At 57.6% G+C, this 25177-nt stretch carries 20 protein-coding genes; 17 read left to right on the plus strand and 3 right to left on the minus strand.

Going from position 1 to position 25177, the window contains the following annotated elements:
- Positions 1-87 precede the first annotated feature (87 nt).
- Positions 88-1023, minus strand: a complete 936-nt coding sequence (locus tag LNA76_RS07895; protein WP_162496925.1) for an NUDIX hydrolase — start codon at positions 1021-1023, stop codon at positions 88-90.
- Positions 1024-1430: 407 nt separating this feature from the next.
- Here LNA76_RS07895 and LNA76_RS07900 point away from each other — a divergent pair, with 407 nt between their 5' ends.
- Together LNA76_RS07900 and LNA76_RS07905 are read left to right on the plus strand one after the other, a co-directional pair.
- Positions 1431-3161, plus strand: coding sequence for a methyl-accepting chemotaxis protein (locus tag LNA76_RS07900; protein WP_230018689.1), 1731 nt, complete (start codon positions 1431-1433; stop codon positions 3159-3161).
- A 286-nt stretch (positions 3162-3447) separates the two neighbouring features.
- Positions 3448-5103, plus strand: coding sequence for a methyl-accepting chemotaxis protein (locus LNA76_RS07905; RefSeq protein ID WP_108727158.1), 1656 nt, complete (start codon positions 3448-3450; stop codon positions 5101-5103).
- Between the two features lie 161 nt (positions 5104-5264).
- Here the strand turns inward: LNA76_RS07905 and LNA76_RS07910 are convergent, their stop codons facing one another.
- Positions 5265-6581 (minus strand): DUF445 domain-containing protein, encoded by a 1317-nt coding sequence (locus LNA76_RS07910; RefSeq protein WP_108727157.1) that lies wholly within the window; start codon positions 6579-6581, stop codon positions 5265-5267.
- A 129-nt stretch (positions 6582-6710) separates the two neighbouring features.
- On the opposite strand from LNA76_RS07910, the gene LNA76_RS07915 reads away from it, so the two are divergent.
- The 3 genes from LNA76_RS07915 (at position 6711) to LNA76_RS07925 (ending at position 13744) form a co-directional block, all read left to right on the plus strand.
- Positions 6711-8852 carry a PhoX family protein gene (locus LNA76_RS07915; protein ID WP_230018690.1) on the plus strand — a complete coding sequence of 714 codons (2142 nt, stop codon included), beginning with the start codon at positions 6711-6713 and terminating at the stop codon, positions 8850-8852.
- A gap of 498 nt (positions 8853-9350) precedes the next feature.
- Complete coding sequence (locus LNA76_RS07920; RefSeq protein ID WP_230018692.1) at positions 9351-10433, plus strand: FliC/FljB family flagellin; 1083 nt, start codon at positions 9351-9353, stop codon at positions 10431-10433.
- A gap of 158 nt (positions 10434-10591) precedes the next feature.
- Positions 10592-13744: an O-linked N-acetylglucosamine transferase, SPINDLY family protein gene (locus LNA76_RS07925; protein WP_230018694.1), complete on the plus strand. Its 3153-nt coding sequence runs from the start codon at positions 10592-10594 to the stop codon at positions 13742-13744.
- Positions 13745-13818: 74 nt separating this feature from the next.
- On the opposite strand, the gene LNA76_RS07930 is transcribed toward LNA76_RS07925, so the two are convergent.
- A complete protein-coding gene (locus LNA76_RS07930) occupies positions 13819-14580 on the minus strand; it encodes an RNA polymerase sigma factor FliA (RefSeq protein WP_108727154.1) in 762 nt (253 codons plus the stop codon).
- Between the two features lie 238 nt (positions 14581-14818).
- On the opposite strand from LNA76_RS07930, the gene LNA76_RS07935 reads away from it, so the two are divergent.
- From LNA76_RS07935 to fliJ, 12 genes are all read left to right on the plus strand, one after another.
- On the plus strand, positions 14819-15220 hold the full coding sequence (locus LNA76_RS07935; RefSeq protein ID WP_230018696.1) for a flagellar protein FlaG: 402 nt from the start codon (positions 14819-14821) through the stop codon (positions 15218-15220).
- Between the two features lie 89 nt (positions 15221-15309).
- A complete protein-coding gene (fliD, locus tag LNA76_RS07940) occupies positions 15310-16695 on the plus strand; it encodes a flagellar filament capping protein FliD (RefSeq protein ID WP_230018698.1) in 1386 nt (461 codons plus the stop codon).
- A gap of 6 nt (positions 16696-16701) precedes the next feature.
- Complete coding sequence (gene fliS / locus LNA76_RS07945) at positions 16702-17133, plus strand: flagellar export chaperone FliS (RefSeq protein WP_094196137.1); 432 nt, start codon at positions 16702-16704, stop codon at positions 17131-17133.
- A gap of 78 nt (positions 17134-17211) precedes the next feature.
- Positions 17212-17547, plus strand: coding sequence for a flagellar protein FliT (locus tag LNA76_RS07950; protein ID WP_108727152.1), 336 nt, complete (start codon positions 17212-17214; stop codon positions 17545-17547).
- Positions 17544-18833: a flagellar hook-length control protein FliK gene (locus LNA76_RS07955; RefSeq protein ID WP_230018700.1), complete on the plus strand. Its 1290-nt coding sequence runs from the start codon at positions 17544-17546 to the stop codon at positions 18831-18833. Before LNA76_RS07950 ends, LNA76_RS07955 begins: the two co-directional genes overlap by 4 nt.
- Positions 18823-19143, plus strand: coding sequence for an EscU/YscU/HrcU family type III secretion system export apparatus switch protein (locus tag LNA76_RS07960; RefSeq protein WP_108727150.1), 321 nt, complete (start codon positions 18823-18825; stop codon positions 19141-19143). The genes LNA76_RS07955 and LNA76_RS07960 overlap by 11 nt, the downstream gene beginning before the upstream one ends.
- Positions 19144-19285: 142 nt before the next feature.
- Positions 19286-19621: a flagellar hook-basal body complex protein FliE gene (gene fliE, locus LNA76_RS07965; RefSeq protein WP_094196133.1), complete on the plus strand. Its 336-nt coding sequence runs from the start codon at positions 19286-19288 to the stop codon at positions 19619-19621.
- Between the two features lie 113 nt (positions 19622-19734).
- Positions 19735-21459: a flagellar basal-body MS-ring/collar protein FliF gene (gene fliF, locus LNA76_RS07970; protein WP_125277758.1), complete on the plus strand. Its 1725-nt coding sequence runs from the start codon at positions 19735-19737 to the stop codon at positions 21457-21459.
- Positions 21446-22456: a flagellar motor switch protein FliG gene (gene fliG / locus LNA76_RS07975; RefSeq protein ID WP_094196131.1), complete on the plus strand. Its 1011-nt coding sequence runs from the start codon at positions 21446-21448 to the stop codon at positions 22454-22456. The genes fliF and fliG overlap by 14 nt, the downstream gene beginning before the upstream one ends.
- Positions 22457-22541: 85 nt before the next feature.
- A complete protein-coding gene (gene fliH, locus LNA76_RS07980; RefSeq protein WP_094196130.1) occupies positions 22542-23282 on the plus strand; it encodes a flagellar assembly protein FliH in 741 nt (246 codons plus the stop codon).
- Complete coding sequence (fliI, locus tag LNA76_RS07985; RefSeq protein ID WP_094196129.1) at positions 23283-24725, plus strand: flagellar protein export ATPase FliI; 1443 nt, start codon at positions 23283-23285, stop codon at positions 24723-24725.
- Between the two features lie 2 nt (positions 24726-24727).
- Positions 24728-25177, plus strand: a complete 450-nt coding sequence (fliJ, locus tag LNA76_RS07990) for a flagellar export protein FliJ (protein ID WP_108727147.1) — start codon at positions 24728-24730, stop codon at positions 25175-25177.

The raw sequence follows: 25177 nt of genomic DNA on the forward strand, positions 1-25177 counted from the left end.
ATTTAAATTACTAAAAATAAGGCCTACTGGCACGGTGCATTTATGCTATTCCTGAGCATAAGCACTGTCAAGCCATCGGCCCAATTTTTAGCGCGCTTGTTTGGCCAGCGGCAATTTACTGCCCGAGATGGCGCGCTCAAACAAAACGTCGCCACGGAAGCGAAACAGCTTGGCGGGTCGGCCTGACCCTCCCAGGCTCATGGCGCCAGTTTCTTCCACCAAAGCTTGCTGCTCGATCAAACGGCGGAAATTTTGCTTATGCAGTCCCCGCCCAGCCAAAGCTTCCACAGCCTGCTGCAATTGCAACAAGGTGAATTCTGGTGGCATCAGCTCAAACACCACGGGACGGTATTTGATTTTGGCACGCAGACGCGCCAAGCCAGTGGCCAGAATACGGCGGTGATCGTGGCGCATGCCCAGACCCAGCTCATCATGCTTGCCCAGCTCTTGCTGTTCACGCTGGCGACGGCGACAGGACTCGGGCAACAAGCCCGCCTCATACAGCAGCTCGTAGCGCTGCAAGACAAAGTCCTCGTTCCAGATTGCCCCTTCCAGGCCAAAGCTGTAATTGACTCGCTGACGACGCAAGGCGCGCAAGGACTCATCCTGCTCGCACCAGTTCAGCAGCGCAGGCACGATGGTGCTCTGAATAATGCTGGGCGCGCCGTCGCGCCAGTCTTCCCACGGGAAATAGCGGTAACAATCCTGCCAGATCACCTGGGCCACATCCGGTTGACCCACTTCACGTGTCAGCCCGACATAGCTGACCGACACAATACGCATGCCCTGCGCATCAAAACGATCCCTATCTGCAAAGGTATATAGCTGCTCCACATACCCTACCGGGTGATGAGTCTGGGTTTCCACCCAATCGCGCAGCCCCGTTTGCAAAGAACGGTGCGTGTGCTGAAACGGTCCGGCGGGCAAGGCCTGTCCGGCATCCGTGGTCAAAACACGAGGCTCACCGTCACTGACAGCCACCAAAACAGCCACCAGTTCCGCACTGACTACAGGTTCCTGCATATCGCTCACATATTCTCCTTCTGAATCGCGCCAGTGCGCGTCTGGCGGATTATAAGCGAGGCCCGCCTTGCTCCGGTTGACGACAGCCACACGACCGGCAAATACAGTCAGTACATTATTTTCAGATGATCAAATTATCATTCATGAACATCTAAGCCTAAAGAAATGAACCTGGCTGCCGTTAAGCGTTTGAACTGTATGTGTTTGCCATAAATGACAAGCAAGCGCTCAGTCAGAGGCCTGATCAGACAACAGTTTCACGCTTTGTTCTGCTCCGCCATTCGCAAAAATATAAGGCTTTTGACAATTTAGCTTGTTTCCAGACAAACCGAAGCCTATGCCTTTTGCATGGTCCATGCGGGCTTGACGGCCCCCCGCGCCCCCTTTGTTCTCCTCCAGGATGATGAATGCGTAAGAATTTCCCCATTACCCAGGACGAGGTTCGCGTCCGGGCCGATCAGTACCTCATTTCAAAGACCGATCTGAAAGGTCGAATTACCTACGCGAACGCGGCCTTTATTGCAATCAGCGGCTTTACGCGTGAGGAGCTGGTTGGCAAGGCTCATAATCTGGTCCGTCACCCCGACATGCCGCCCGAGGCCTTCCAGGATTTCTGGGATACCTTGCAAAGCAAACGCCCCTGGATGGGCGTGGTCAAAAACCGTCGCAAAGACGGTGGCTTTTACTGGGTGTACGCCATGGCGGTGCCCATTTATGAAAATGGCACAGTGGCCGGTTATGCATCCGTGCGCGTCAAACCCAGCCAGGAACAAATCGACGAGGCAGAAAGCCTGTATGCCGCCATCAATGAAGGACGCGCCAAGGGCGTGCGCTTGCATGAAGGCCGTGCCGTTCCCACAGGCTGGCGCAAAGCCCTGAGCCAACTACGCCGCCCTTTCAGCAATTCCCTGCGTGCCAGCCTGTTCCGCATGGGCACCTTGGCGCTGGCGACCACCGGCACGGCCCTATACTTCGCCCTGACCGGTGGAGTTCCACAAGGTTCGGGCTTGTGGCTGACGGGCGGCTTGTGTCTGGCCAGTGCCGTGATGATGGGCTACGGCTGGCTGATTGCCCAACGCGTGATCCGCCCCCTGGACCAAGCCTCTCTGATTGCTCAACAAATTGCGACCGGCAACCTGCAACTGGACATTGACCTGAACTCCAGCGAAAGCAATTCGGAAATTGGTCAGCTTTACTTCTGTCTGGATTTGATGCGCAAGAGCCTGGTGGGGATTGCCAGCGACGCCCGCGCCGGCATTGACGCCTCTATCCATGCTGCGCGCATTTTGGAAGTGAACAATACCAATCTGGCCTCGCGCACTGAGGACCAGGCCGCGTCCTTGCAAGAAACCGCCGCCAGCATGGAAGAGCTGACGGTGACCGTACGCCAGAACGCCGACAATGCCAATCAAGCCAGCCAACTGGCCGATGCCAGTATGCAGATTGCCCAACGGGGTGGCGAAGTGGTCAATGAAGTAGTGCAGACCATGCAAGGCATTCACGACAGCTCGCGTCGTATTGGCGATATCGTCACCGTGATTGAAGGCATTGCCTTCCAAACCAATATCCTGGCGCTGAATGCGGCCGTGGAATCAGCCCGTGCTGGTGAAGCAGGCCGTGGTTTTGCCGTGGTGGCCGGTGAAGTGCGTAGTCTGGCCCAGAAAAGCTCGCAAGCCGCAGGCGAGATCAAAAACCTGATTGATGCTTCGGTGGGCCGCATGGCCGTGGGTGCCGAGCAAGCCGCCCGCGCGGGCGACACCATGGGTGAGGTCGTCGATTCGGTTAAACGCGTCACCGACATTATTGGCGAGATTTCCACCGCCTCGATCGAACAAGCCAGCGGTTTGGATCAGATCAACGAAGCCATGGCCAAGATGGATGGAGTCACCCAGCAAAATGCAGCCTTGGTGCAGGATCTGGGCAACACCATGAGCGATCTGGCCACGGAAGCGTCCGAACTGGCTGACGCGATCAAGGCCTTGAATACCGGTTCAGCCGAAACCACCCAAAATGCCCCCGCGTTGACCCAACTGAGCAAGGCGCCCACCATGCAGGTGCTGTCTTACCAGAACACACCACCCTTTCAGGCTCAAAGTGCCAAAACAGCGAACGCCCGCCTGGAAGCGATTCGCCGCTAAACCATAAAATCAGGCTCGGCGGTTCCCTCACCGAGCCTGACACAACTGACAGCTAGACAAAACAATAAATCTGGGATCGAGTTTTAAACCCGACATCCCTGAAAAAAATAATCAATAATAAAATCAACTAACTAAGACACAAAACCCTACCCCTGGAACCCTGGGTTCTGCATGTCATCACAATGAAACATTTAGACTCTAATACAAATACTAGGTAACAAAATTGAGTCGATATGCAACATAATGATCTGTCCTTTTCCGCCTACGTCTTTAACAGGGCCAGATCATGCGTGAAAATCAAGCCATTACGTCTCATGAAACACAGGTACCCGAAAAAACCTATTTAATCTCCAAAACAGACCTGAAGGGGCGCATCATTTACGCCAATCCGGTCTTTATCGAGGTTAGCGGCTACAGCCACAATGAGTTGATCGGGGCTCCCCACAATATCGTGCGCCACCCCCATATGCCCGCCGTGATTTTTCAGGATTTATGGCAGACCCTCAAGCAACGACGATCCTGGTCGGGACTGATCAAGAACCGCCGCAAAGACGGCGGCTTTTACTGGGTGAAGGCCCGCGTCATTCCTTTAATCGAAAACGGCCGCGTCAATGGCTATGCCTCGGTACGAGTACGCGCCCAGCCCAAAGAAATCAAAGAAGCAGAATATCTGTACCACTCCATCCAGCAACAAGGGCTGCGCGGCTTTCGTCTGCATGAAGGCCAGTTGCAAGCCAGGGGCTGGCGCTCTGCCCTGAGCACCCTGTTGCAGCCCTTGAACCGCAGCCTGCGCGCCAGCTTGCTGCGCTTCGGGGTTCTAACAGGCGCCTTGGTCAGCCTAAGCGTTGGACTGCTCCTGGGCAGTGGTGCCTCGGGCACCTATCTGACAACCGGGCTAGCCTGCCTGGGGGTGGTCAGTCTGGCCACGCTGGCCTATGGCTGGATTGTGACCCAGCGCATGATGCAACCCCTGCACAGTGCCACCCATATCGCCCAGCAAATTGCGACTGGCAATTTGCTGATCGACCTGAACCCGCAACACACCCGCAGCCAGGAAATTGCGCAACTGTACTTTTACATGGATATGATGCGCAAAAGCCTGCTGAGCCTGGCCACCGACGTGCATCAAGGCATTCAGGCCTCGTTGGATGTCTCCACGCAAATTGCAGACGGCAACCGCCAGTTATCCAACCGTACCGCCGCCCAATCTGGCTCCTTGCAACGCACAGCTGCAAACATGGAGCAACTGACCATGAATGTGCAGCAAACCGCAGACAATGCCCGACTGGCCAATCAGTTGGCCGACCAAAGCCTGTCCAATGCGCGCCGTGGAGGTGAAGTGGTCCAGGATATGGTCAGCACCATGCAGGACATCCACAATAGCTCCGAACGTATTGGCGATATTGTGTCGATTATTGAAGGGCTGGCGTTTCAGACCAATATTCTGGCGCTGAATGCCGCCGTGGAATCGGCTCGGGCCGGTGAGGCCGGCAAGGGTTTTGCGGTGGTGGCTGGTGAAGTACGCAGCCTGGCGCAAAAAAGCGCACAGGCCGCTGGGGAAATTAAAACCCTGGTGGAAGATTCCTTGGCCCGCATGGCAACTGGTGCTCATCATGCAAAACGCGCCGGCACCACCATGGATGAGATCATGCAATCGGTCTCGGATGTCACGCATCTGATCAGCGAGATCTCCACGGCTTCTAATGAGCAAGCCAGCGGCTTGGCACAGATTAACGATGCCGTCTCCACCATGGACAATGACACCAACGACAATGCCGATCTGGCCCGCAGCCTGGGAGAGACCGTCCACGAGCTAAGTCGCCAGGCACAAGAGCTGAAACTGTCCATTCAACTGCTGAATACGGGTGTGGCTAGCCGCTCCACGTATGTCCCTGATCCGAATGCCACCCAGGAGCCTGTGCCCTTGCTGAAAGTGGCCTGATAAAAAATATTGGGGGCAAAGCGCCGAACGTCTCTCTGCCCCCCCTTATCTTCCACATTCGACAAGGCCGTGGATTAAGCCCATCCTGATCAGCAATGCCCTGTTATGTTTTTCAAACACGGCCAAGGCGTTCGCATAAGGCTGATCTGGCAGGCTCTTTTTTAAACCAGACCCAATAACAGGATCGCGTGCAGGCCGACGCCAACCAAGCCGCCCACCACCGTGCCGTTAAAGCGTATGTATTGCAGATCCGTACCTACAGTCAGTTCCAGCTCGCGCACCAGTTGCCTGTCATCCCATTGACGCACGGTGCGCGCGATATGGTCTTTGGCCCCCTCGCGCAATTGCTCGGCCAGGCCCGCTGCCGCGGATAGCATATGTTCATTCAAGGTTTCACGCAGCGTCGCATCCGTATTCAAGCGCGTACCCAAATCCTGAGCGACCTGACGCAGATGGGCCGCCACAGAAGAGTCCTCTTTGGCCAGGTCATTGCGTACAACTCGCATGACATCCGTCCAGACACCATCAATGTACTCACCCACATCCTTATGGTGCAAAAAGCGCTGCTTGATGGCCTCCACCTGCTCCATCAACTCCGGGTCCTGACCCAAACGCTGAATATAGTCGTGTACCCATTGCTCGTAATCCTTGCGCAAAGGGTGCTCGGGTTCGCTCAAAATGGTTTGCACTTCGTCCACCAGGGCACGCGCCAGACGGTCCGCCATTTTGCCCGATAGCTCATCTACCGACGTGACCACTCCGACCATGGCCAGGAGCTTGGGCCATTCACGCTGGGCGTAGCGCACCAACACATCGGCCACGCGCTGCTTGACCGCCTCATTGGACAGATAGCCACCCAATTGCTGCAAGACCTCATCGAGCAGGCGCTGGTGCCGGGCATTGCGTGTCAGCAGCCCCAGAATCTGGGAACTGGAGCCAGCCATATCCACCCGCATCAAATAGCCGCGCACGCCATCGGTCAGCGCTTGTTTGACACTGCGCTCGTCCAGCAAACGCAGAGCCTCACCCATAGCGGTTTGCAAGGCACGGCTGACACGCTCACTTTGTTCGGGTTGCGACAGCCACTGTCCCAACCGCGCCGCCGGGTCCAGACTACGCAGTTTTTCCAGCAGCATGGCGGAGTCCAGAAAATGGTCGCGCACAAAGACGCCCAGGCTTTCACCCAGGCTGTTTTTCTTGTTGGGAATAATCGCAGTATGCGGAAACGGCAGGCCCAACGGGTGGCGGAACAAGGCCACGACGGCAAACCAGTCTGCCAACGCACCGACTGTGGCGGCTTCGCTAAAAGCACGCAGCCAGGGCCAGAATGCGGCGATAGGTGCCGCCTCGCCTTGCCGCATCATGGCGTGACTGAGCAGGAACAGACAGATAGTCAGCGCCAGCAAGGCCAAAGCGCTGCGCTTCATGCGACGCAGGCGGCGTTCGGGGGAATCAGGACGAGAGGGGGAGGTAGACATTGTCACAGTCTATGCCTAGTTCAATTGCACCATGCTATGGCCCCTTATTGTGACCCAATCCTGCTTGTCCTGTGCAGAAATACCTCCTGCAGGAAAAGTGTCATCGTCCTTTCACCTTGAGCCACTAGCATGAGCGCTACCCCCCACAACTCAGCCTTGGCGCTATTGATCACTATGAGCAAACATATCTCAGACAAGACAGTACGTAACGTCAGTCAGAACACCCCTTTCAGTGAAATTCTGGAAAAAAGCCTGTCGCGCCGTGCCGTGATGCGCGGTGGTTTGGCGGCTGCCCTGGCCACCATGACCAGCTTTGGCCTGGCAGGCTGTGACAGCAACAGCACAGGTGGCAATTCCACCGATAACGGCGGCGGCGAGAAGCCGAACCCCGGCCCCGGCCCTGATCCGGAACCACCAACAAGCGTCAAACTGGGTTTTGAATCCCTGCCTACCTCCATGACCGACGGCTGTGTGGTTCCCCCCGGCTACATCGCCCACGTATTGGCTCCCTGGGGCACGCCCATCAATGACAACGCCCTACCCTGGGACAAGAACGGCAATAACAGCTCCAACGACTTGCTCAACTCCATGGGCATGCACCATGACGGCATGCACTTTTTCCCGCTGGAGGGCAGTTCTACCGAGGGCTTGCTAGCCGTCAACCACGAATACATTGACTCAACAGCCCTGCACCCCAATGGCCCGACATTGATCAATGGCAAGCGCCCGGCCGAGGAAGTGCGCAAGGAAATCAACGCCCACGGTGTGGCCATCATCCATATTCGCCGTAGCAATGGCCGTTGGGACATCGTTCAGAACTCGCGCTACAACCGTCGCTTTACCTCTGCCACTGCCATGAAACTGGCTGGCCCTATTGGCGGCACGGACTGGGTCAAAACCCCCTTCTCGCCCAACGGCACGCAGGTGCGCGGCACCAACAATAACTGCGGTAACGGCACCACACCGTGGGGCACGTACATCACCGCCGAAGAGAACTGGGCGGCCTGCTTTGTCAACACCGGCAATCGCCCCGCACACCAGCAGCGCGTCGGCGTATCGGCAGGCCCCACTGGCCGCTACAAGTGGGAAACGGCTGCCCAGGATCCTTCGGAAGTCCTGGGTGAATTCGCCCGCTTTAACGTAACCGAAACCGGCGCAAGCGCCACCGATGACTGGCGCAATGAAGTCAACGGCTTTGGTTACCTGGTCGAGATCGACCCGTACGACCCCAGCAGCATTGCCACCAAGCGCACCTCCATGGGGCGTTTCGCGCACGAGGGCTGCGCCTACAGCAAACCCGAGGCCGGCAAACCCCTGGCGTTCTATAGCGGCGACGACTCGCGCTTTGAATATGTCTACCGCTTCGTATCTGACGCCAACTGGGACCCGAAAGATGCCCAGCGCACCGACCGTCTGGCCGTGGGCGCGAAGTATCTGGACAAAGGCACCCTGTATGTGGCCCGTTTTAACGAAGACGGCTCGGGCGAATGGCTGGCACTGACAGGCACCACCCCAGGCAAAGATGGCGGCACCTTGTCTGACAAGTTCAAAACCCTGGAAGAAATCCTGATCAACACCCGTGGCGCAGCCGACTTTGTGGGAGCCACCCCAATGGATCGCCCCGAATGGACGGCCACCCACCCCAGCAATGGCGATATCTACCTGACGCTGACCAACAACACCAGCCGCAACGCGTCGACCGGCACCAACGCCGCCAACCCGCGACTGAACAACGTCAACGGTCACGTTATTCGCTGGCACGACGAACCCGGTTCAAACAAGTTCAAGTGGGACATCTTCGTATTCGGCTCGGACTCGGGTGCGGACGCAGAGACCAACCGCTCTGGCTTGACCGATCTGAACCAGTTGGCCAGCCCCGACGGTCTGGGTTTCGACAGCCGTGGCATCTTGTGGATTCAGACCGACAACGGTATTGACGGCGGTCGCAAGAACAATGTCGCCCGCGCCACCAACGACCAGATGCTGGCCGTTATCCCTGGCGCGCTGGCAGACAGCTCGGGCACTGGCCCGGCCATCAATGCCAACAATCAGTCCGATCTGCGTCGCTTCTTCGTGGGGCCAAACGAAGCCGAAATCACGGGCTTTTCCATGACACCCGACCACACCAGCCTGTTCCTGAACATTCAGCACCCGGTGAACTGGCCTGCCTATGACACCCATGACGCAACAGTGGCCAGCATGGATACGGTGCGTCCACGTTCTTCGACCGTGGTAATTCAACGTGCGGATGGTAAGCCTATTGCTGTGTAAACACAAAGGTGGGTTCGCGGCTTGAATCCACCTGATTCCGTTTTTTGCTCAATTTTTGCCAGGCGGGGCCGTCAATAGATGGTCCCGCCTGCTTTTTTTGCGTTTGCTTCTTTACGTTTGCTTCTTTACTTATATAGATAGCGCAATTCAAACAAGACCTCTTGATTGCCTGCTACCGCCCAGAGATCTCTGCCCCATCCCCAAGCACCGGACAGGGGAAAGTCAGGCCCCAGGACCAGAACATGAAAGCAAACAGCCCATCGGCACACCGGGTGGCAATGCTTGAAGCCGCCGCTATCAAGGCGTCAAGGTAAAGTGCAGAAAATTTTCTCAACCGCCCCCTAAAGAGTTTTTGACCCCTTCCGTTAATGGTGCTGTACAGGAAGAACGCAGTGTGTCGAATGCGCGATCAGCCCCCTGGGGCCTAGCAGAACGCCAACGCTTTCCTGGGCAAAGGGCGAAACCGTTTCGCCGCTCTACTCAACATTGGGAGTTACCATGTCTGTTATCAATACGAACTCGCTTTCCCTCGTTGCCCAAGGCAATCTGAGCAAATCGCAAGGCGCACTGGGTCAAGCCATCGAGCGTCTGTCCTCCGGCCTGCGCATCAACAGCGCCAAAGACGACGCCGCCGGCCAGGCTATTGCCAACCGCTTCACCGCTAACGTGAACGGTCTGACCCAAGCTGCCCGCAACGCCAACGACGGTATCTCTATCGCTCAGACCACCGAAGGTTCGCTGAACGAAATCAACAACAACTTGCAGCGCATCCGTACCCTGAGCGTGCAAGCGACCACCGGCACCAACTCCGAAACCGACTTGGCTTCGATCCAGGCTGAAATCAACCAGCGTCTGGCCGAAATCAACCGCGTTTCCGAGCAAACTCAGTTCAACGGCGTGAAAGTGCTGGCCGAAGACCAGTCCCTGGCTATCCAGGTTGGTGCTAACGACGGTGAAACCATCTCGGTTAACCTGAAAAAGATCGACTCCGAAACGCTGAACCTGAAAGATCTGGACGTTTCCAAGCTGGCCAAGAAATTCGATACTACCAAGTTTGAAATGCGCGCTGCTGCTGCTGCCACCACCACCGGTGCAGCCGTTGACGCAGTGATGGGTAACGCCGACACCGTGGTTAACGCCGCTGGCGGTGGTACTGTTCTGACTCAGACCACAGGTGCAACTTCCACCAACTACATCCTGCACGAAGGCAAGGTATACGCTGCTGGCACCATGACCGCCAACGCGACAACCAACACCATCGCTGTGACTCGTGGCGCTGAAGTGACCGACAAAGAAACCCTGTCGCTGGTCGCTCCTTTGGCATCGATCGACGCCGCTATCCAGGACGTGGACAACCTGCGCTCCGACCTGGGTGCTGTGCAAAACCGTTTCGAGTCCACCATCGCCAATCTGAACAACACGGTTACCAACCTGTCCGCTTCGCGTTCGCGCATTGAAGACGCCGACTACGCTGTCGAAGTCTCCAACATGACTCGTGCTCAGATCCTGCAACAAGCTGGTACATCGGTTCTGGCCCAGGCCAACCAGGTTCCACAAACGGTTCTGTCGCTGCTGCGTTAATCAGCTGCTGCACACCGGGCCGACAGATTCATTTTGTCGGCCAGTTGCCCCAAAACCGGATATTGCCTGCAATATCCGGTTTTTTTTGGGCCAAAGACCTGAAAAACCGGTTTATTTCACGCATTGACCCTCAAGCGTGGCCGGTATGCTAGCCAGATTTGAACGAGACTTCAGCTTCCTACTACGCCATGTCCTCCTCTGACCGCTCTGCGTCCCCTGATACGCGCTACCAAGACGCCCTCCAGTTATTCAATAGCAGCCAATTCTGTGCCGCCATTCCCGTTCTGGAAGCGCTGCTTGCCCAACACCCCGAGCACCAGGCCAGCCTGTCGCTCATCATCAAGGCGCTGATCAACGAGAAACGCCCCCAGGATGCACGTAGCTACCTGCCCCGGCTCAAACTGACAAAAGATCTGACTGCACGCGATCTGGCGGTGGACGTCTACGTGGCTTGCCGAGACTATGCGGCCGCCCAAACCTTGCTGGAAGAGGAAATCAAGCAAAAGCCCAGCGCGGTAGCCTGGTTCAAACTGGCCGAGCTGCATGCAAAACGCGGTGATCTGGAGGGTTCGCGCAAGCTGCTGCACCAGGCCCATCGCCAGGACCCCAAGAACGCTTTGATTCTGGGCAAGGTCATTACCGACGAGCACTTCAACCCGAATCTGGATCTGGCCGCTATTGCTCAACTGCAACAAGACTGGCAAAAGCGGTTTGCCTACCCCCGGCGCGCAGCAGCAGACACACGTCGCCTGCCCGGCCGCACACTGCGTATTGGCTTGCTATCCGATGGCTTTAGCAATCATCCCGTCATTCGCATGACCAGCGGCTCGCTAACTCGTCTGCCCAAGAAAGAATTCAAGCTGTACGCCTACAGCAGCACCGACAAGCCCGACGATCTCACCGCGCAATTTCGTGAACAATGTCACGCCTGGCGCGAAATTGCTGCATTAAGCGATGATCAGCTCAATCAGCAAATCCGTCGCGACCGGATTGATATTCTGATCGACATGAGTGGCTATCACAAAGGCACCCGGCTGCGCATGCTGTCCATGAAACCCGCCCCGCTCATCGTGAAATGGGTAGGCGGCCTGAACAACTCCATGGGCCTGGACTATATCGACTACCTGATCTCGGACCGCTTCGAGAGCCCCAAGGGAACAGACTCGGACTACACGGAAAAGCTGATACGCATGCCCAACGGCTACATCAGCTATACCCCTCCGTTCTATGTTCCCGAGGTAGGCCCAGCCCCCTTGAGCGAAAATGGCCACATCACGTTTGGCTGCTTTAACAATGCCAACAAGATCAATGCGCCCACCATTGAGGCTTGGGCCGCTATTTTGAAAGCCGTACCCGATGCCCGCCTACTGCTCAAAGGCTCTTTGTACGAAGGCGAAGAGTTCAAACAGCGCATCAAGGACGGTTTCCAAGCTCAAGGCATTGATCCCGAGCGCCTGGACTTTGAAGGCCAGTCCAATCATCGCGAGCTACTCAGAACCTATAACCGAGTAGACATCACTCTGGACCCCTGGCCCTTCTCCGGTGGTCTGACCACGCTGGAATCCATGTTGATGGGTGTGCCGGTCATCACCCTGCCCGGCCCCACCTTTGCCAGCCGCCACTCCACCAGCCACATCAGCAACGCCGGGTATCCGCAGTTGGTTGCCCAGTCCTGGGATCACTACGTGTCCTTGGCCTGCCTGCTGGCTCAGGATCACGCCCTGCTGGCCTCCTTGCGCAGCGAAATGCGCCAGGTGTTCCTGAATTCTCCAGTCTGCGATCACGACTCTTTTGCTCAATCCTTACGTCAGGGATTGCGTGCGATCTGGCAACGTCACTGCGACGGTGTCGCCCCTGCCGCGCTTGGCATCCAGGCGGACCATCAAGTTCGCTTTGAAGACCAGGAAAGCGCCTCGCTTGCCGTACCCTTGCCAAAGGCCGATGACGATCAGGACTTCAATTTCGAACTAAAGAGCCCGGTGGTGCTTATTGATCACGGTGCACGTTTGCTTCAGGACGCCAAGTTCGAGCAGCTCTATGAAACCGGGGCTTTGCATGTCATCTGCTTTGATCCGGCCGCGACCACGCAGGACCTGCTTCTTCCGCTGAATCGCAACCGACTGCAAATCGTCCAGCAAGCGGTGCTGGGGCATGGCGGCGCTGTCAGCTTCCAGGCCCGTCTGGACAACCGGCAAAGCGGCACCTTGCCTCCCGTCATGAACGCTAGCCAGGAGCTGGCTCAGTTCGATCTGACGTCCATCCGACTAGATGATCTGGAGCGGGATGCACCCATTGATTGGCTGATGCTGGCCGACAACTACGACAACCACGCCTTGCTCAGCAACGCGCCTCGCACTCTGGAACAAGCCCTGGCCGTTTCCATCAAGGTACATTTTGCCCCAGGCGATGCCCAGCAACTGGACTTGTCCCAGGCTCGGGACCTGCTGGCACCGCATGGCCTGGAGTTCTACACGCTGATGGCCTTTGACTGTGAAAGTGGCTACACCGACGAGCAGCTCAAGGAAAGCCACAGCGGCAGCCGCATCCATTCAGCCATTGCCCTGTTCTTGCCGCGCAACACGCAAGACCTTCCCCTCGAACGCCTGGAAAAACTGGCCTTTATCCTGCACGCCTACTTTGGGGCGCACGATTACGCCCAGCGCTTGCTGACACAGCATCAGCACCCCAAAGCCGAGCAGTACCTGCGGCAAGCCCGCTTGCGCAATCTGCCCAGCATGACGATTCCCGATATCCCGGCCATGACGGCTGCCGAGATCGAGTTTTTTGAGTCTTGCCTGGATCAGGCCCAGCATTACTACGAATTTGGTAGTGGCGGCTCGACCAAGCTGGCTGCCAGCATGGGTCTGAATGTGCATGGCGTAGAAAGCGACCGCCGCTGGCTGGAACAACTGCACGCTGAAGTCGGCCAGGCCTGCAAAGTCAATCACGTTGATATCGGCCCCACCCGAGAATGGGGCTACCCCGTTGACCTACGTGCCGCAGATCAATTCCCCCACTACAGCCGCTCCATCCACACCCAGGACCTGCCCTTTGATCTGATCCTGGTCGATGGCCGCTTCCGCGTGGCCAGCACGCTAGAGAGCATTGACTACGTACTGGAGAAGGGAGATCCTACCTCGGCACGGATCTTCATCCATGACTTCTGGAACCGCGATTTCTACAAGCCAGTTCTGGAATTCCTGGACGCCGAGAAAACCGTTGAAACAGCGGGCCTGTTCAAAATCAAGGCCAACATCAACCGGGAGCGGCTCAACACCGTCAAAACTAACTTCCAGCAAGACTACCGCTAAAACAAATCTGGCCTTTCCCGCACGACAAGGGCGGGAAAGGCCAGATCGACTATCACTAAAAAATCAGAAAACGCTTACAAAAGCACCTGAAACTCAGCACTGTCAGAAATAGCGTCCCACTTGTCTTTTGCCAGACTGGCACGGATACGGGCCACGGCCTGGCTACGAAGTTGAGACACCCGACCTTCGGTCACCCCCAGCACCAGCGCGATTTCTTTCTGGTTCAAGTCTTGCTCGAATTGCAGCGCAAAAAGCAGTTTTTCACGCTCGGGCAGTTGATCGATGGCGGTAATCAAGGCTTGTCGCAGCCCCTGGGAGGTCAACAGGTTCAGCGGGTTGTCAAAATATGCCTGCTCCCGCGAATTGTCCTCCAGAAACTCCAGCGCATCGGCTGATGGGTCAGCATGGCGTTTCAGGTCTTCGTAGTGAATCACCTGAACCCCCACTGCCTCGTCCAGCAGCTCGTAATAATCGTCCATGCTCATGGACAGGGCTTGGGCAATTTCCGACTCGGTGGGCTCGCGCAACAGCTCCTGACGCAAGGTGCTGACGGCCACTTCAATCTGACGAGCTTTGGTGCGCACACTGCGTGGCAACCAGTCCTGACTGCGTAATTCGTCCAGCATGGCCCCACGGATACGGGTCACGGCGTAGGTTTCAAACTGAGCCTCGGCCACCACCTGGTAGCGGCGTACGGCATCGAGCAGGCCCATCATGCCCGCTTGCATCAGATCATCCAGCTCCACACTGGGGGGCAGGCGCGACACAAGCTGAAGCGCCTGGCGGCGCACCAGTGGGGCGTACTGCTCAACCAGGACGTCTTCTGAACGAGGCATGGACGGGCACGAATCCGGACAATAAAGATGGGACTATTTTGCCTGTCGCCCCTGCCACACAGTCCCCAAATCAAACTGTCTTTCGCCATCTTATTCAGGCTTTAAACGGGATGGATGCGCTTGAAAACCGAAATACCGCCTAAAGATACGCGCCAAGGTGCCGTAATTGGAGCGTTAAAGGTGCCAAGCCCTGCCTTACTTTCGCGGCCTGCCACCAAGCCCCTTCTGGAGTGATGTCATGATTAACTCTGTTTCATCTCAAACGACGGCCTTGGTGCCCCCGGTTTCTCCTGTAGAGCAAAACCCTGGCACCCCTATGCCTTCGGCGGCCACCACGGTGACCCCCATCAAGGAAAGCAGTACCGATACCCAGTTGCAGCAGCGCTGGCCCGATAAACAGGAACCCGTGCCTGGCATGGTCAACTCACTGGACGACACGCTGGACCAGATCAACGATTCCCTGCAGGCCTGGTCCACCGGGATTCGCTTCAATATGGATGACGAGGCGCAACGTCTGGTGGTCTCGATCGTGGACAACACGACCGGCGAGGTCCTGCGCACCGTACCGTCCGACGCCGTGATCCAGATTGCCAAAATGATCGTTCAACTGCAGGGCAACGCGGTCAGCGTGAAGGTTTAAAAACCAAACTGGCATCGAAACTTCCCATTGACATGGGCTTTGCGCGCGGCATATCCGCGACAAAATAGGACACTACAGGAGTATTTGATATGGCTATTTCTTCAATTGGCGTGGGCTCTGGCCTGAAGCTGGACGAGCTGCTGGAAAACTTGCGAACCACGGAAAAGAAGAGCCTTGCTGTCATCCAGAACCGCCAGATTGCCAATACCAACAAGATCTCGGCCTATGGCCAACTCAAAAGCAGTCTGGGTGAGCTGCAGTCGGCCACCAAAGCTCTTTCGGAAGACTCGTTTGGCGCGGTGAAAGTGACCGCCAACAGCGAAAACATCCAAATCACCGGCAAGGCCAACGCAGCACCCGGCCAGTACGTCATCAAAGTCGACAATCTGGCCACTCGCCAGACCCTGACGGCGGCCGCTCATGGTTCGCGCGACAGTGCAATTGGCGAGGGTGGAAAAATTACGGTTCGCCTGGCCAATGGCAAAGAACACACGCTGGACATGAAGGGCAAGGACACGTCCCTGCAAGGTGTGATGAACGCCATCAACGCCGATGCCGAACTGGGGATGAAAGCCACCATTATCAATACGGGCAACCCAAGCGAGCCATATCGTCTGCAACTGTCAGCCGAGGCGACCGGTGAAGCGGCCTCGATCAGCACCATTAACGTTGAGGGCAACGACGACTTGGCCGCCGTGCTCAACGTGGATGCCAGCGACCCGGCTGCCAGCGGCTTTGAGCAGACCAAGGCGACCAACGCCAAACTGACGGTGAACGGCATTGCCATCACCAGCCAGAGCAACACCTTGAAAAACACCATTGAAGGGCTGGAAATCACCCTGAACAAGGCGGGTGAGGATCCCATCAATGTAGAGGTTGCCAAAGACGACAGTGCAGCCCTCAATGCGGTGAAAGACTATGTGGCAGCGTACAACAAATTCAACAATGCCATTCGTTCCCTGACTGCCTATAACGTCGATCTGAAAAAAGGCGCTGCCTTGACGGGCGACTCCATGGCTCGTGAAGCGCAAAACGCCATGCGTGATGCCACGCTGGGCTTTGTCCCTGGCGAAGGCCAGATCCGCTCCATGGTTGGCCTAGGTATTACCGTCGACCCCAAAACGGGCGATTTGCAGCTGGATGAGAAAAAGCTGACTGAAGTCCTGAAGACCAATATGGCGGACGTCAAGAACATGTTCCTTGGCGAACAAGGTATTGCCGGTCGTGTCCATGCCGCTGCGGACGAGTTCATCAAAAAAGGCGGCCGCATTGACAATGTCCAGGAAGGCGCCGAAAAGGTCGGCAAAAGACTGCAGGATCAGTTTGATGCCGCCGACCAGCGCATTGAAAACAAGATCGAGGCCTATCGCAAACAGTTTGTCCAACTGGACGTCATGATCAACCGCATGCAAGGCACCAGTAACTACCTGAGCCAGCAGTTATCCATGCTGGGCAATATGAACAGCAACAAATAAACCCCTATGAGCTATCCTGCCCCTTCCCGTCGCTTTGGCCAACAATCGGTCCGCGCCTACGCTCAAGTAGGTCTGGAAACCGAGGTCCTGAGCGCAAGCCCCGAGCATCTGATTACCCTGCTCTTTAACGGTGCGCGCACCGCCATGCTGCAAGCACGCCTGCATATGGAACAGGGCAATATTGCCGGGCGGGGGCAGTCTTTATCGAAGGCTATTGATATTGTCGATAGCGGCCTGAAAATGGCGGTCGATACTGAAAAGGGCGGAGAACTGGCGCGCAATCTAGTTGCCACCTACGATCTGATCTTGCATAACCTGATGCTGGCCAATCTTCGCAATGACGCGGAAAAGCTGGCGCTGGCCGAGCGTTTACTGACCGATATTGCCGATGCCTGGCGCAGCAATGTTGATACCCAACGTGCCAAGCAACCAGCTTGACCCCGAGGTTCACAGGACAGACTCTATTTCTGACCTGCACCTCCAACCTCCTTTGCGCCTTTAGCGCCTGGTACGAACATGAGCGAGACCTCTAACCCGATCGTCGATCAATATCAAATTATCGCCAGCATCACCCGTCACATGCTGGAGCTTGCCCAAATGGCACGCTGGGAGGATGTGTTTGAGCAGTCCGAACACTATCAGCTCGCCGTAGAAAAGCTCAAGAACATGGAAGACCTGTCTATCACTGAGAAACAGGCACGCCGTCAGTTGCTGACCCAGATTCTGGAAGACGATGCCCAGATCCGCCATCTGGCCACCCCTGAACTGGGCCGCCTGGGTGCGTTGCTGGGCAATATGAAGCGCCAGCAGACCGTTTTGCAAGCGTATTACACGCCTAGCGTCCTTCCATGAGCGTAGGCGGCCCCTCCCCTTTGGGGACGCTGCTTATTCAACGGCTCGATGCCGTTTTGGGTATCAGCACCGGACAGCAAAGCAATATTGCCACGGGCGCCCGCCCAGATGCGATCAGCCAAACACCGGGCAGCCAACGCCCCGAGCGCGTTGAGAACCAAACCGCTCGCGATCAACGCCAAAGTGTCGATCAAGCCCGCGCCCACACACAGGGCCGCGACAGCCGGAATCTGCGTACTCAACAGGGTCAAACCTCGACAGATCCCAGCGTCAATGCGCGTGGCCCTAACACGGCCACCACCAGCTCGGCCCCCACAACTTTGGGGCGCACGGCCCAATTGATTTTGTCCTTGCTGGAGCGCTTCCCGGACCGTGCCCCAGCCATCCAGGGACGACACGCCTTATTACCCGGCCGCCCCGGCGTGCAAACAGACGGGAATGAATCCGCGCGCCCCGGCGCTGACTCCCAGGCAGGAGCACGTGCAGGCTCCACCCAGAACACCGCCAGTACCATCGCGACCCTGGCCCAACAACGACTGCCCTTGCCCGGCAGCGCCGCAGCAGGTGGCGCCAACGCAAGCTCTGCCAGCGCAAGCACAGCAGGCACCAATGCCACTGGAACAGCGTCACCCACAGGCATGCCCGGCAGCGGAACACCGGCCACAGGCGCCACAGCGCATAGCGCACTGCCCACCGGCAGCACCGCCGCACTGGCCCAGCATTTCACCCAAGCCTTGCCGCAAGCCCTGCAACAAAGCGGGCTGTTTTACGAGTCCCACCTAAGTGATCTGCACTTTGGACAACGCAACGTAGGACAACTGCAGCAAGAGCCACAAAACCTGAATCGTCCCGTGGCTGAAGCCAACACGGGCACAAACCACACGACTCAAGCCCAGACGAATACTCAGGACCCAGCCAATAGCCTGCTGGTGCGGCAGCAACTGGACACGCTGGCCCACCAGAATCTGCAATGGCAGGGTCAAGCCTGGCCGGATGCCGACATGAACTGGGCCGTGCAACGACACCAAGCCCAATCAGAGGAAGAAACTGAGCACTGGTCCAGCACCTTGCAACTGAATCTGCCCACCCTGGGGGCAATCACCTTGCGGCTCAATCTCCTGAATCAGCAATTGCTGGTTCATATCCAGGCCGATCAGTGTGCAGATTATCTGGACGAAAACAGCCTGCCCTTGCGCGAGCGCTTGCAAGACCAGGGCCTGTTCCTGAGTCAACTGCAAATTGAAGCCGACCCGAACCTGCCGCAGGACGTACCCGATGAGCCATGATGTCCCGACCCCTCGCCCACAGGCGCTGGCCTTGCGCTACGACCCTCAGGACGGCGCACCACGGGTGGTGGCAAAAGGCTATGGCACGCTGGCCGAGAAAATCATCGAGACCGCGCGCGAGCACAATCTGTATGTACACGAGTCCCCCGAGCTGGTCGGTCTGCTGATGCAGGTGGATCTGGACCGCCACATTCCCCCTCAGCTCTATCAAGCCGTGGCCGAATTGCTGGCCTGGCTCTACGCCCTGGAACAGGGCCATCCCCAAGCTACACAAGCCTTGCAGGCCTTGCACGACGCATCCAAACCTTGATGCCCTTGTTTATAAGGGCTGAAAAGCCCCTGTTTTTGGGCTTAGATACCCTGCTTAGCCTGGCCTTCTACCCGTTACATTAAGCACGGCAAGCTGCCCACACCTGTGCGCGTGGCCTATCCTGACTTTCTGGCAAGCGAATATGTCGATTTCCAATCTTTCCAGCATTGAAAACCTTTTGGCCCAGATGCGCGCAGTCGCGCAAGCGGCCGGGGCTTCCAGTTCTGTGTCCTCCTCGGCCAGCAGCGCCGCCCCCGGTGGCTTTGCCGCCGAGCTGGCACGCTCTTTGAACCGGGTGTCCCAGGCACAAAATGAAGCCAGCGCCCAGGCCCAGGCCTTTGAAATGGGCGAGCCCGGCGTTTCTTTGAATGACGTGATGATAGACCTGCAAAAAGCCAGCGTCGGTTTTCAGGCCACCGTTCAGTTACGCAACCGCTTAGTGGCTGCCTACCAAGAAATTGCCAGTATGCCGGTATAAGCGCCTGACTCTTTCGTACCCGCCGCCCTTTCCTTAATGCTGCCTGAGCACGCCCTGATTTGAACTCCCCTGATTCCATGCAGAACCCTGCCTCTGCCTCACCAAGGTCATCCATGAGTCAGACCGCACAGTTGCTGAACAAACTCCCTGGCTACGACACGCTACGCACCCTACCCAAAGTGGTGCTGATCGGGCTGGGTGCCGCACTGATTGCTCTGATTGTCGCCCTCTTGCTGTGGAGCCGTGGGCCTGCTTACCAGGTTCTGTTCTCCAACCTGGACGACCGCGATGGCGGTGCGATTGTCTCGGCCCTGGGCCAGATGAACGTGCCTTACCAATTCAACAGCAACGGCACCGCCATTTTGGTGCCACAGGATCGTGTGCACGATGTGCGTATGCAAATGGCCTCACAAGGTCTGCCACGCAGCGGCAATGCCGGTTTCGAGCTGCTCGATCAAAGCCGTTTTGGCGCCAGCCAGTTCACCGAACAAGTGACGTATCAGCGGGCCCTGGAAGGCGAACTGGCCAACTCCATCAAGGCCGTGCATGCCGTCAAGGAAGCGCGTGTTCACCTGGCCATGCCACGTGAAACCTTGTTTGTGCGCGATCGTCAGTCTCCCACCGCCTCTGTCGTGCTGTCGCTGTACCCAGGCCGTGACCTGAGCGAGGGCCAGGTTTCCGCCATCAGTTGGCTGATCTCTTCCAGCGTACCCAATCTGCAGGCCGACAAGGTTTCCATCATTGACCAGAATGGCCGCTTGCTGACAGCGCCCACCGGTGAGATGGGCGCTGATAATCAGCAACGCAATTTTGTAAACGATATTGAATACCGCGCCGTCCAACGTATTCTGACCTTGCTGAACCCCCTGGTCGGTGCCGGCAACGTCCGTGCGCAAGTTACCGCCGAAGTGGACTTCTCGCGCCGCGAACACACCTCCGAGGTCTACAAGCCCAACCAGCTGCCCGGCCAGGCCGCAGTGCGTAGCCAGCAGACCAGTTCGTCCCTGCAGCGCAATCCGCAACAGCCTCAGGGCGTACCCGGCGCTTTGAGCAATCAGGCCCCCAATAATGCCGTCGCCAATCTGGTGAACCCGCCTGCCGCGCCCAATCAGCCCCAGGCTCCTGCGGCCGACCCGGCCAATGCGGCAACACAAACGGTCAATGCCGCGAACGCGACGGCTGCCGGTACAGACCCGTCGCTGGTATCCCTGGCCGAGCAAGCCCGCTTGCTGCAAAACACCGGCAATGCGCGTAACGACTCCACCGTGAACTACGAAGTGGATCGCACCATCAGCCACGTCAAAGGTCCCTTGGGCCAATTAAACCGCCTGTCGGTGGCCGTGGTGGTGAACTACCGCGATACGGACAAGGACAAGCAGCCGCTGGATCAGGCAGAACTGGACAAGATCAGCGATCTGGTCAAGCAAGCCGTTGGTTATTCGGCTGAACGAGGCGATAGCCTGAGCGTGGTGAACGGACAGTTCAACGAGCAAGGCGATATTGATACCCCCTTCTGGAAAAATCCGGAGTACCGCGAGCTCGCCATGGAACTGGTCAAATATCTAGTCTTTGCATTCATTTTGTTCATGGCGTGGCGCATCGTCATCAACCCCATCATCCAGGGCCTGATCCAGGCCAAGGCGGTCGCTGACGCGCGCGTCGAACGCCAGAAAGAGGAATCCGCTCGCGAGCAGGCCGCCGAACAACGTGCCGCTGAGATGAGCCGCTACGAAGAGAATCTGAACACCGCCCGCACGATGGCTCACGATGATCCACGCGCTGTGGCTATGGTGTTGCGCTCCTGGTTAAACAAAGATGAAAAAAATGAAAACGGCTAAACCGGACGATTCCATCGAACGCAGTGCGATTTTGATGATGTCCTTGGGGGAAGATGCCGCCGCCGAGGTGTTTCGCCACCTCTCGCCTCGTGAGGTACAGCAGCTCAGTACCGCCATGGCGTCCTTAAAGCAACTGACCCGTGCCGATATGGACGATGCTCTGGAGAGCTTTCGCCAGGAAGCCGACCAGTTCATGGCGGTGGCGCTGGACTCCAATGCCTACATCCGCTCCGTACTGAACAAGGCTCTGGGCTCGGACCGAGCCGCAGGTCTGATCGAGGACTTGCTGGAGAACGGCGAAGGCAGCAGCAGTGGTATTGATGCCCTGAACTGGCTGGATGCGTCCAGCGTGGCCGAGCTGATTGCCGACGAACACCCCCAAATTATTGCCACGATTCTGGTGCATCTGGAGCGTGATCGCGCTGCCGACATTCTGGGCTACATTCCGGATCGTTTGCGCGATGATGTGGTCCTGCGTATTGCCACGTTTGGTGGCGTACAGCCCACTGCCCTGAACGAGCTGACCGAAGTGCTGAACGGCATGCTGTCGGGTCAGGGCGCCAAACGCAGCAAGATGGGTGGCCCGCGCACAGCAGCGGAGATGCTGAACTACATGAACGCCAACCTGGAAGAGTCCGTGCTGACCAGCTTGCGCAGCATGGACGCGGATCTGACCCAGCGCATCGTGGACGAGATGTTCGTATTCGAGAACCTGGCCGATGTGGAAGACATTGCCATCCAGTTGTTGCTCAAGGAAATCGAAACCTCTGCATTGACCATTGCCCTGAAAGGTGCGCCCGAGGAGTTGCGCGACAAGTTCTTCCGCAATATGTCCAACCGTGCCGCCGAAATGCTGCGCGAAGACATCGACGCCCAAGGCCCGATCCGCATGTCCAAGGTGGAGCAAGAGCAAAAAGCCATTGTGCAGGTGGCCCGTCGTCTGGCCGAAGCCGGTCAGATTACGCTGGGTGGCCTAAGTGGGGACGAGTATGTCTAAGACGGCCCCGTTTGGGCAGTGCTTACCCGCCCAAACCCGTACGGTCCTGTGTCCAGGCACAAACCACCTGCGCGGGAGCCTGTAAATGTCCAGCCACCGTAAAGCCTCGGCCTATTCGGACCTTCAGGAAAGCTGGAGCCGCTGGCAAATGCAGGGGCTGGATGATCCTGTTGTCGCCCCGGAACCGGAAGAATCGGAATTCGTCCCGCCTACGCAGGAAGAACTGCAACGCGATCTGGAAAACCAGCGCAGTCAGGCCCAGGAAGAAGGTCATGCCCAAGGCTATCAGGCTGGCTTCAACCAGGGGCATGCCGCTGGTCTGGCAGCAGGCCAGGAAAGCGGTCACGCACAGGGCTATGAAGCGGGACTGGCGGCTGGCATGGCCAAGGCTCAGGAACAGATCGACCAGTACATCAAGGAATTTGTTGCTCTGAATCAGAACTGCGCCCAGTCCATCGAACTGATGGATCAGGAAATGGGCCAGTCCCTGATTGAGCTGGCCACGCGCATTGCCGAGCATGTGTTGCAAAGCACTATCAAGACCGAACCCAGCCGCATTCGCGATCTGGTGGCTGAGGTGCTGCGCAGCGATCCGGGCGATACCAGCGCCCTGGAGCTGACCTTGCACCCGGACGACATCAGCCTGGTGCGTGAATTTCTGATCGAGCAAGGCGAGCCCCGCGCCTGGCGTCTGCAAGAAGATCCCCAGCTACAACGCGGCGAATGCCGTGTGCGCTCCAGCTATGGCGATATTGACGCCACCTTTGCCACCCGCTGGAAACGAGCCCTGGCCAGCCTGGGCTTGCCCGTGGCCTCGGAGCCTTGAATGGCAACGCCCCTATTGGCCTCCTCCCCCGAACGCTGGCGCGCCCAGTTGCTGTCCGCACAGCAGCGGGTTCAGGCCATTGAGCCGAACCTGCGCAGTGGCCGCGTGGTCCGCGCCACGGGTCTGGTATTGGAAGCCACCGGTTTGAAGCTGGCAGTAGGGGCTGCCTGCAAAGTGGAGCTGTCGGCTGCGCAAAACATCTGGGCCGAAGCCGAAGTCGTGGGCTTTGAGGGAAGATCCCTCTATTTGATGCCCTTAAGTGAAATCTCCGGCCTGCCTCCCGGCGCCCGCGTAGTACCGGTTGAGGCGCAATTGCAGCCACCCGTGCCACTACCCGACTCCGATCAGCCCGACAGCCTGCCTGCTCAGGCGCGCTCCCGCCATGTCCCGGTTGGGCCCGGCTTGTTAGGCCGAGTCGTCGACGGCAGTGGCAATCCGCTGGATGGTCTGGGCCCGATCGACGCACAAGCCTGCGTCTCGCTCAGCCACACCACCCCCAATCCGCTCAAGCGCAGCCCCATCGACACCGTGCTGGACGTGGGCGTGCGTGCCATCAATGGTTTGCTGACGGTGGGCCGTGGTCAGCGCATGGGCCTGTTTGCCGGCTCCGGCGTCGGCAAGAGTGTGCTCCTGGGCATGATGGCCCGCTACACCCAGGCCGACATCATTGTCGTGGGCCTGATCGGCGAGCGGGGCCGCGAAGTTAAAGAGTTTATTGAACACAACCTGGGTGAAGAGGGTCTGCGGCGCTCGGTCGTGGTCGCAGCACCTGCTGACGTCTCACCCTTGCTGCGTTTGCAAGGGGCGGTATACGCCACCCGTCTGGCCGAGTTTTTCCGTGATGAAGGCAAAAACGTCTTGCTGATCATGGATTCGCTAACCCGTTATGCCATGGCCCAGCGTGAAATCGCGCTGGCCATTGGCGAGCCTCCCGCCACCAAGGGCTACCCTCCCTCTGTGTTTGCCAAGCTGCCTGCCCTGGTGGAGCGCGCCGGCAATGGCGAGCCCAATGCACAAGGTCGTTGCGGCTCGATCACCGCCTTCTACACCGTGCTGACCGAGGGTGATGACCAGCAAGACCCCATTGCCGATTCGGCCCGCGCGATTCTGGACGGCCACATTGTGCTGTCGCGCAGTCTGGCGGAAACCGGCCATTACCCAGCCATTGATATCGAAGCCTCCATCTCGCGGGTCATGCCCAGCATTGTGGATCCGGAGCAGATCAAGATGGTGCATCGCTTCAAGAGCCTGCTCTCCAGCTATCAGCGTAACCGCGACCTGATTGCCGTTGGCGCCTATACCCGTGGCAATGATCCCGCCATTGATCAGGCCATTGACCGTTTCCCCTGGCTGCAAGCCTATCTGTGCCAGGGTATGCAACAACGTGTGGACGTGCCACGCGCCTTTGATGAATTGAACGCCGTTTTAAATAGCGAGCAATAGCCATGAAAGCCAATGCCTCTTTACAAACGCTGGTCGATCTCAGTCAGAACAATGTGGACGATGCGGCCCGCCATTTGCAAGAGCTGCGCACGGAGCGCGATGCCGCCCATTCGCAGCTGGACATGTTGCAAACCTATCGCCAGGACTACGCCCAGCGCTTGCTGAATGTGGGTCAAACCGGGGTAACCATGGCGAATTACCACAATTTCCGCCGCTTTATCGTGACATTGGACCAAGCCATTTCCCAGCAAAATAGTGTTATCCAAGCGCTGGAAGAGAAAATGGAGCAGGGACGCCAGCTCTGGTATGGCCACCTGCAACGCTTGAAGGCCTATGAAACCTTGATCGACCGCCGGCTCCAGACTCAACAAGTCCAGCAACAAAGAATGGAACAACGAAACAGCGATGAAATCGCTGCTCGTCTCTTTACCCGTAGCCAGACCGCCTATTAA

It is taken from the genome of Alcaligenes sp. MMA (assembly GCF_020907215.1).
In the GTDB taxonomy this organism is placed as follows: Bacteria; Pseudomonadota; Gammaproteobacteria; order Burkholderiales; family Burkholderiaceae_B; genus Alcaligenes; species Alcaligenes aquatilis.

Coding starts and splice junctions, on each gene's coding strand:
- LNA76_RS07895 (WP_162496925.1), bottom strand. CDS start 1,023: ATGCAGGAACCTGTAGTCAGTGCGGAACTGGTGGCTGTTTTGGTGGCT.
- LNA76_RS07900 (WP_230018689.1), top strand. CDS start 1,431: ATGCGTAAGAATTTCCCCATTACCCAGGACGAGGTTCGCGTCCGGGCC.
- LNA76_RS07905 (WP_108727158.1), top strand. CDS start 3,448: ATGCGTGAAAATCAAGCCATTACGTCTCATGAAACACAGGTACCCGAA.
- LNA76_RS07910 (WP_108727157.1), bottom strand. CDS start 6,581: ATGTCTACCTCCCCCTCTCGTCCTGATTCCCCCGAACGCCGCCTGCGT.
- LNA76_RS07915 (WP_230018690.1), top strand. CDS start 6,711: ATGAGCGCTACCCCCCACAACTCAGCCTTGGCGCTATTGATCACTATG.
- LNA76_RS07920 (WP_230018692.1), top strand. CDS start 9,351: ATGTCTGTTATCAATACGAACTCGCTTTCCCTCGTTGCCCAAGGCAAT.
- LNA76_RS07930 (WP_108727154.1), bottom strand. CDS start 14,580: ATGCCTCGTTCAGAAGACGTCCTGGTTGAGCAGTACGCCCCACTGGTG.
- LNA76_RS07935 (WP_230018696.1), top strand. CDS start 14,819: ATGATTAACTCTGTTTCATCTCAAACGACGGCCTTGGTGCCCCCGGTT.
- fliD (WP_230018698.1), top strand. CDS start 15,310: ATGGCTATTTCTTCAATTGGCGTGGGCTCTGGCCTGAAGCTGGACGAG.
- fliS (WP_094196137.1), top strand. CDS start 16,702: ATGAGCTATCCTGCCCCTTCCCGTCGCTTTGGCCAACAATCGGTCCGC.
- LNA76_RS07950 (WP_108727152.1), top strand. CDS start 17,212: ATGAGCGAGACCTCTAACCCGATCGTCGATCAATATCAAATTATCGCC.
- LNA76_RS07955 (WP_230018700.1), top strand. CDS start 17,544: ATGAGCGTAGGCGGCCCCTCCCCTTTGGGGACGCTGCTTATTCAACGG.
- LNA76_RS07960 (WP_108727150.1), top strand. CDS start 18,823: ATGAGCCATGATGTCCCGACCCCTCGCCCACAGGCGCTGGCCTTGCGC.
- fliE (WP_094196133.1), top strand. CDS start 19,286: ATGTCGATTTCCAATCTTTCCAGCATTGAAAACCTTTTGGCCCAGATG.
- fliF (WP_125277758.1), top strand. CDS start 19,735: ATGAGTCAGACCGCACAGTTGCTGAACAAACTCCCTGGCTACGACACG.
- fliG (WP_094196131.1), top strand. CDS start 21,446: ATGAAAACGGCTAAACCGGACGATTCCATCGAACGCAGTGCGATTTTG.
- fliH (WP_094196130.1), top strand. CDS start 22,542: ATGTCCAGCCACCGTAAAGCCTCGGCCTATTCGGACCTTCAGGAAAGC.
- fliI (WP_094196129.1), top strand. CDS start 23,283: ATGGCAACGCCCCTATTGGCCTCCTCCCCCGAACGCTGGCGCGCCCAG.
- fliJ (WP_108727147.1), top strand. CDS start 24,728: ATGAAAGCCAATGCCTCTTTACAAACGCTGGTCGATCTCAGTCAGAAC.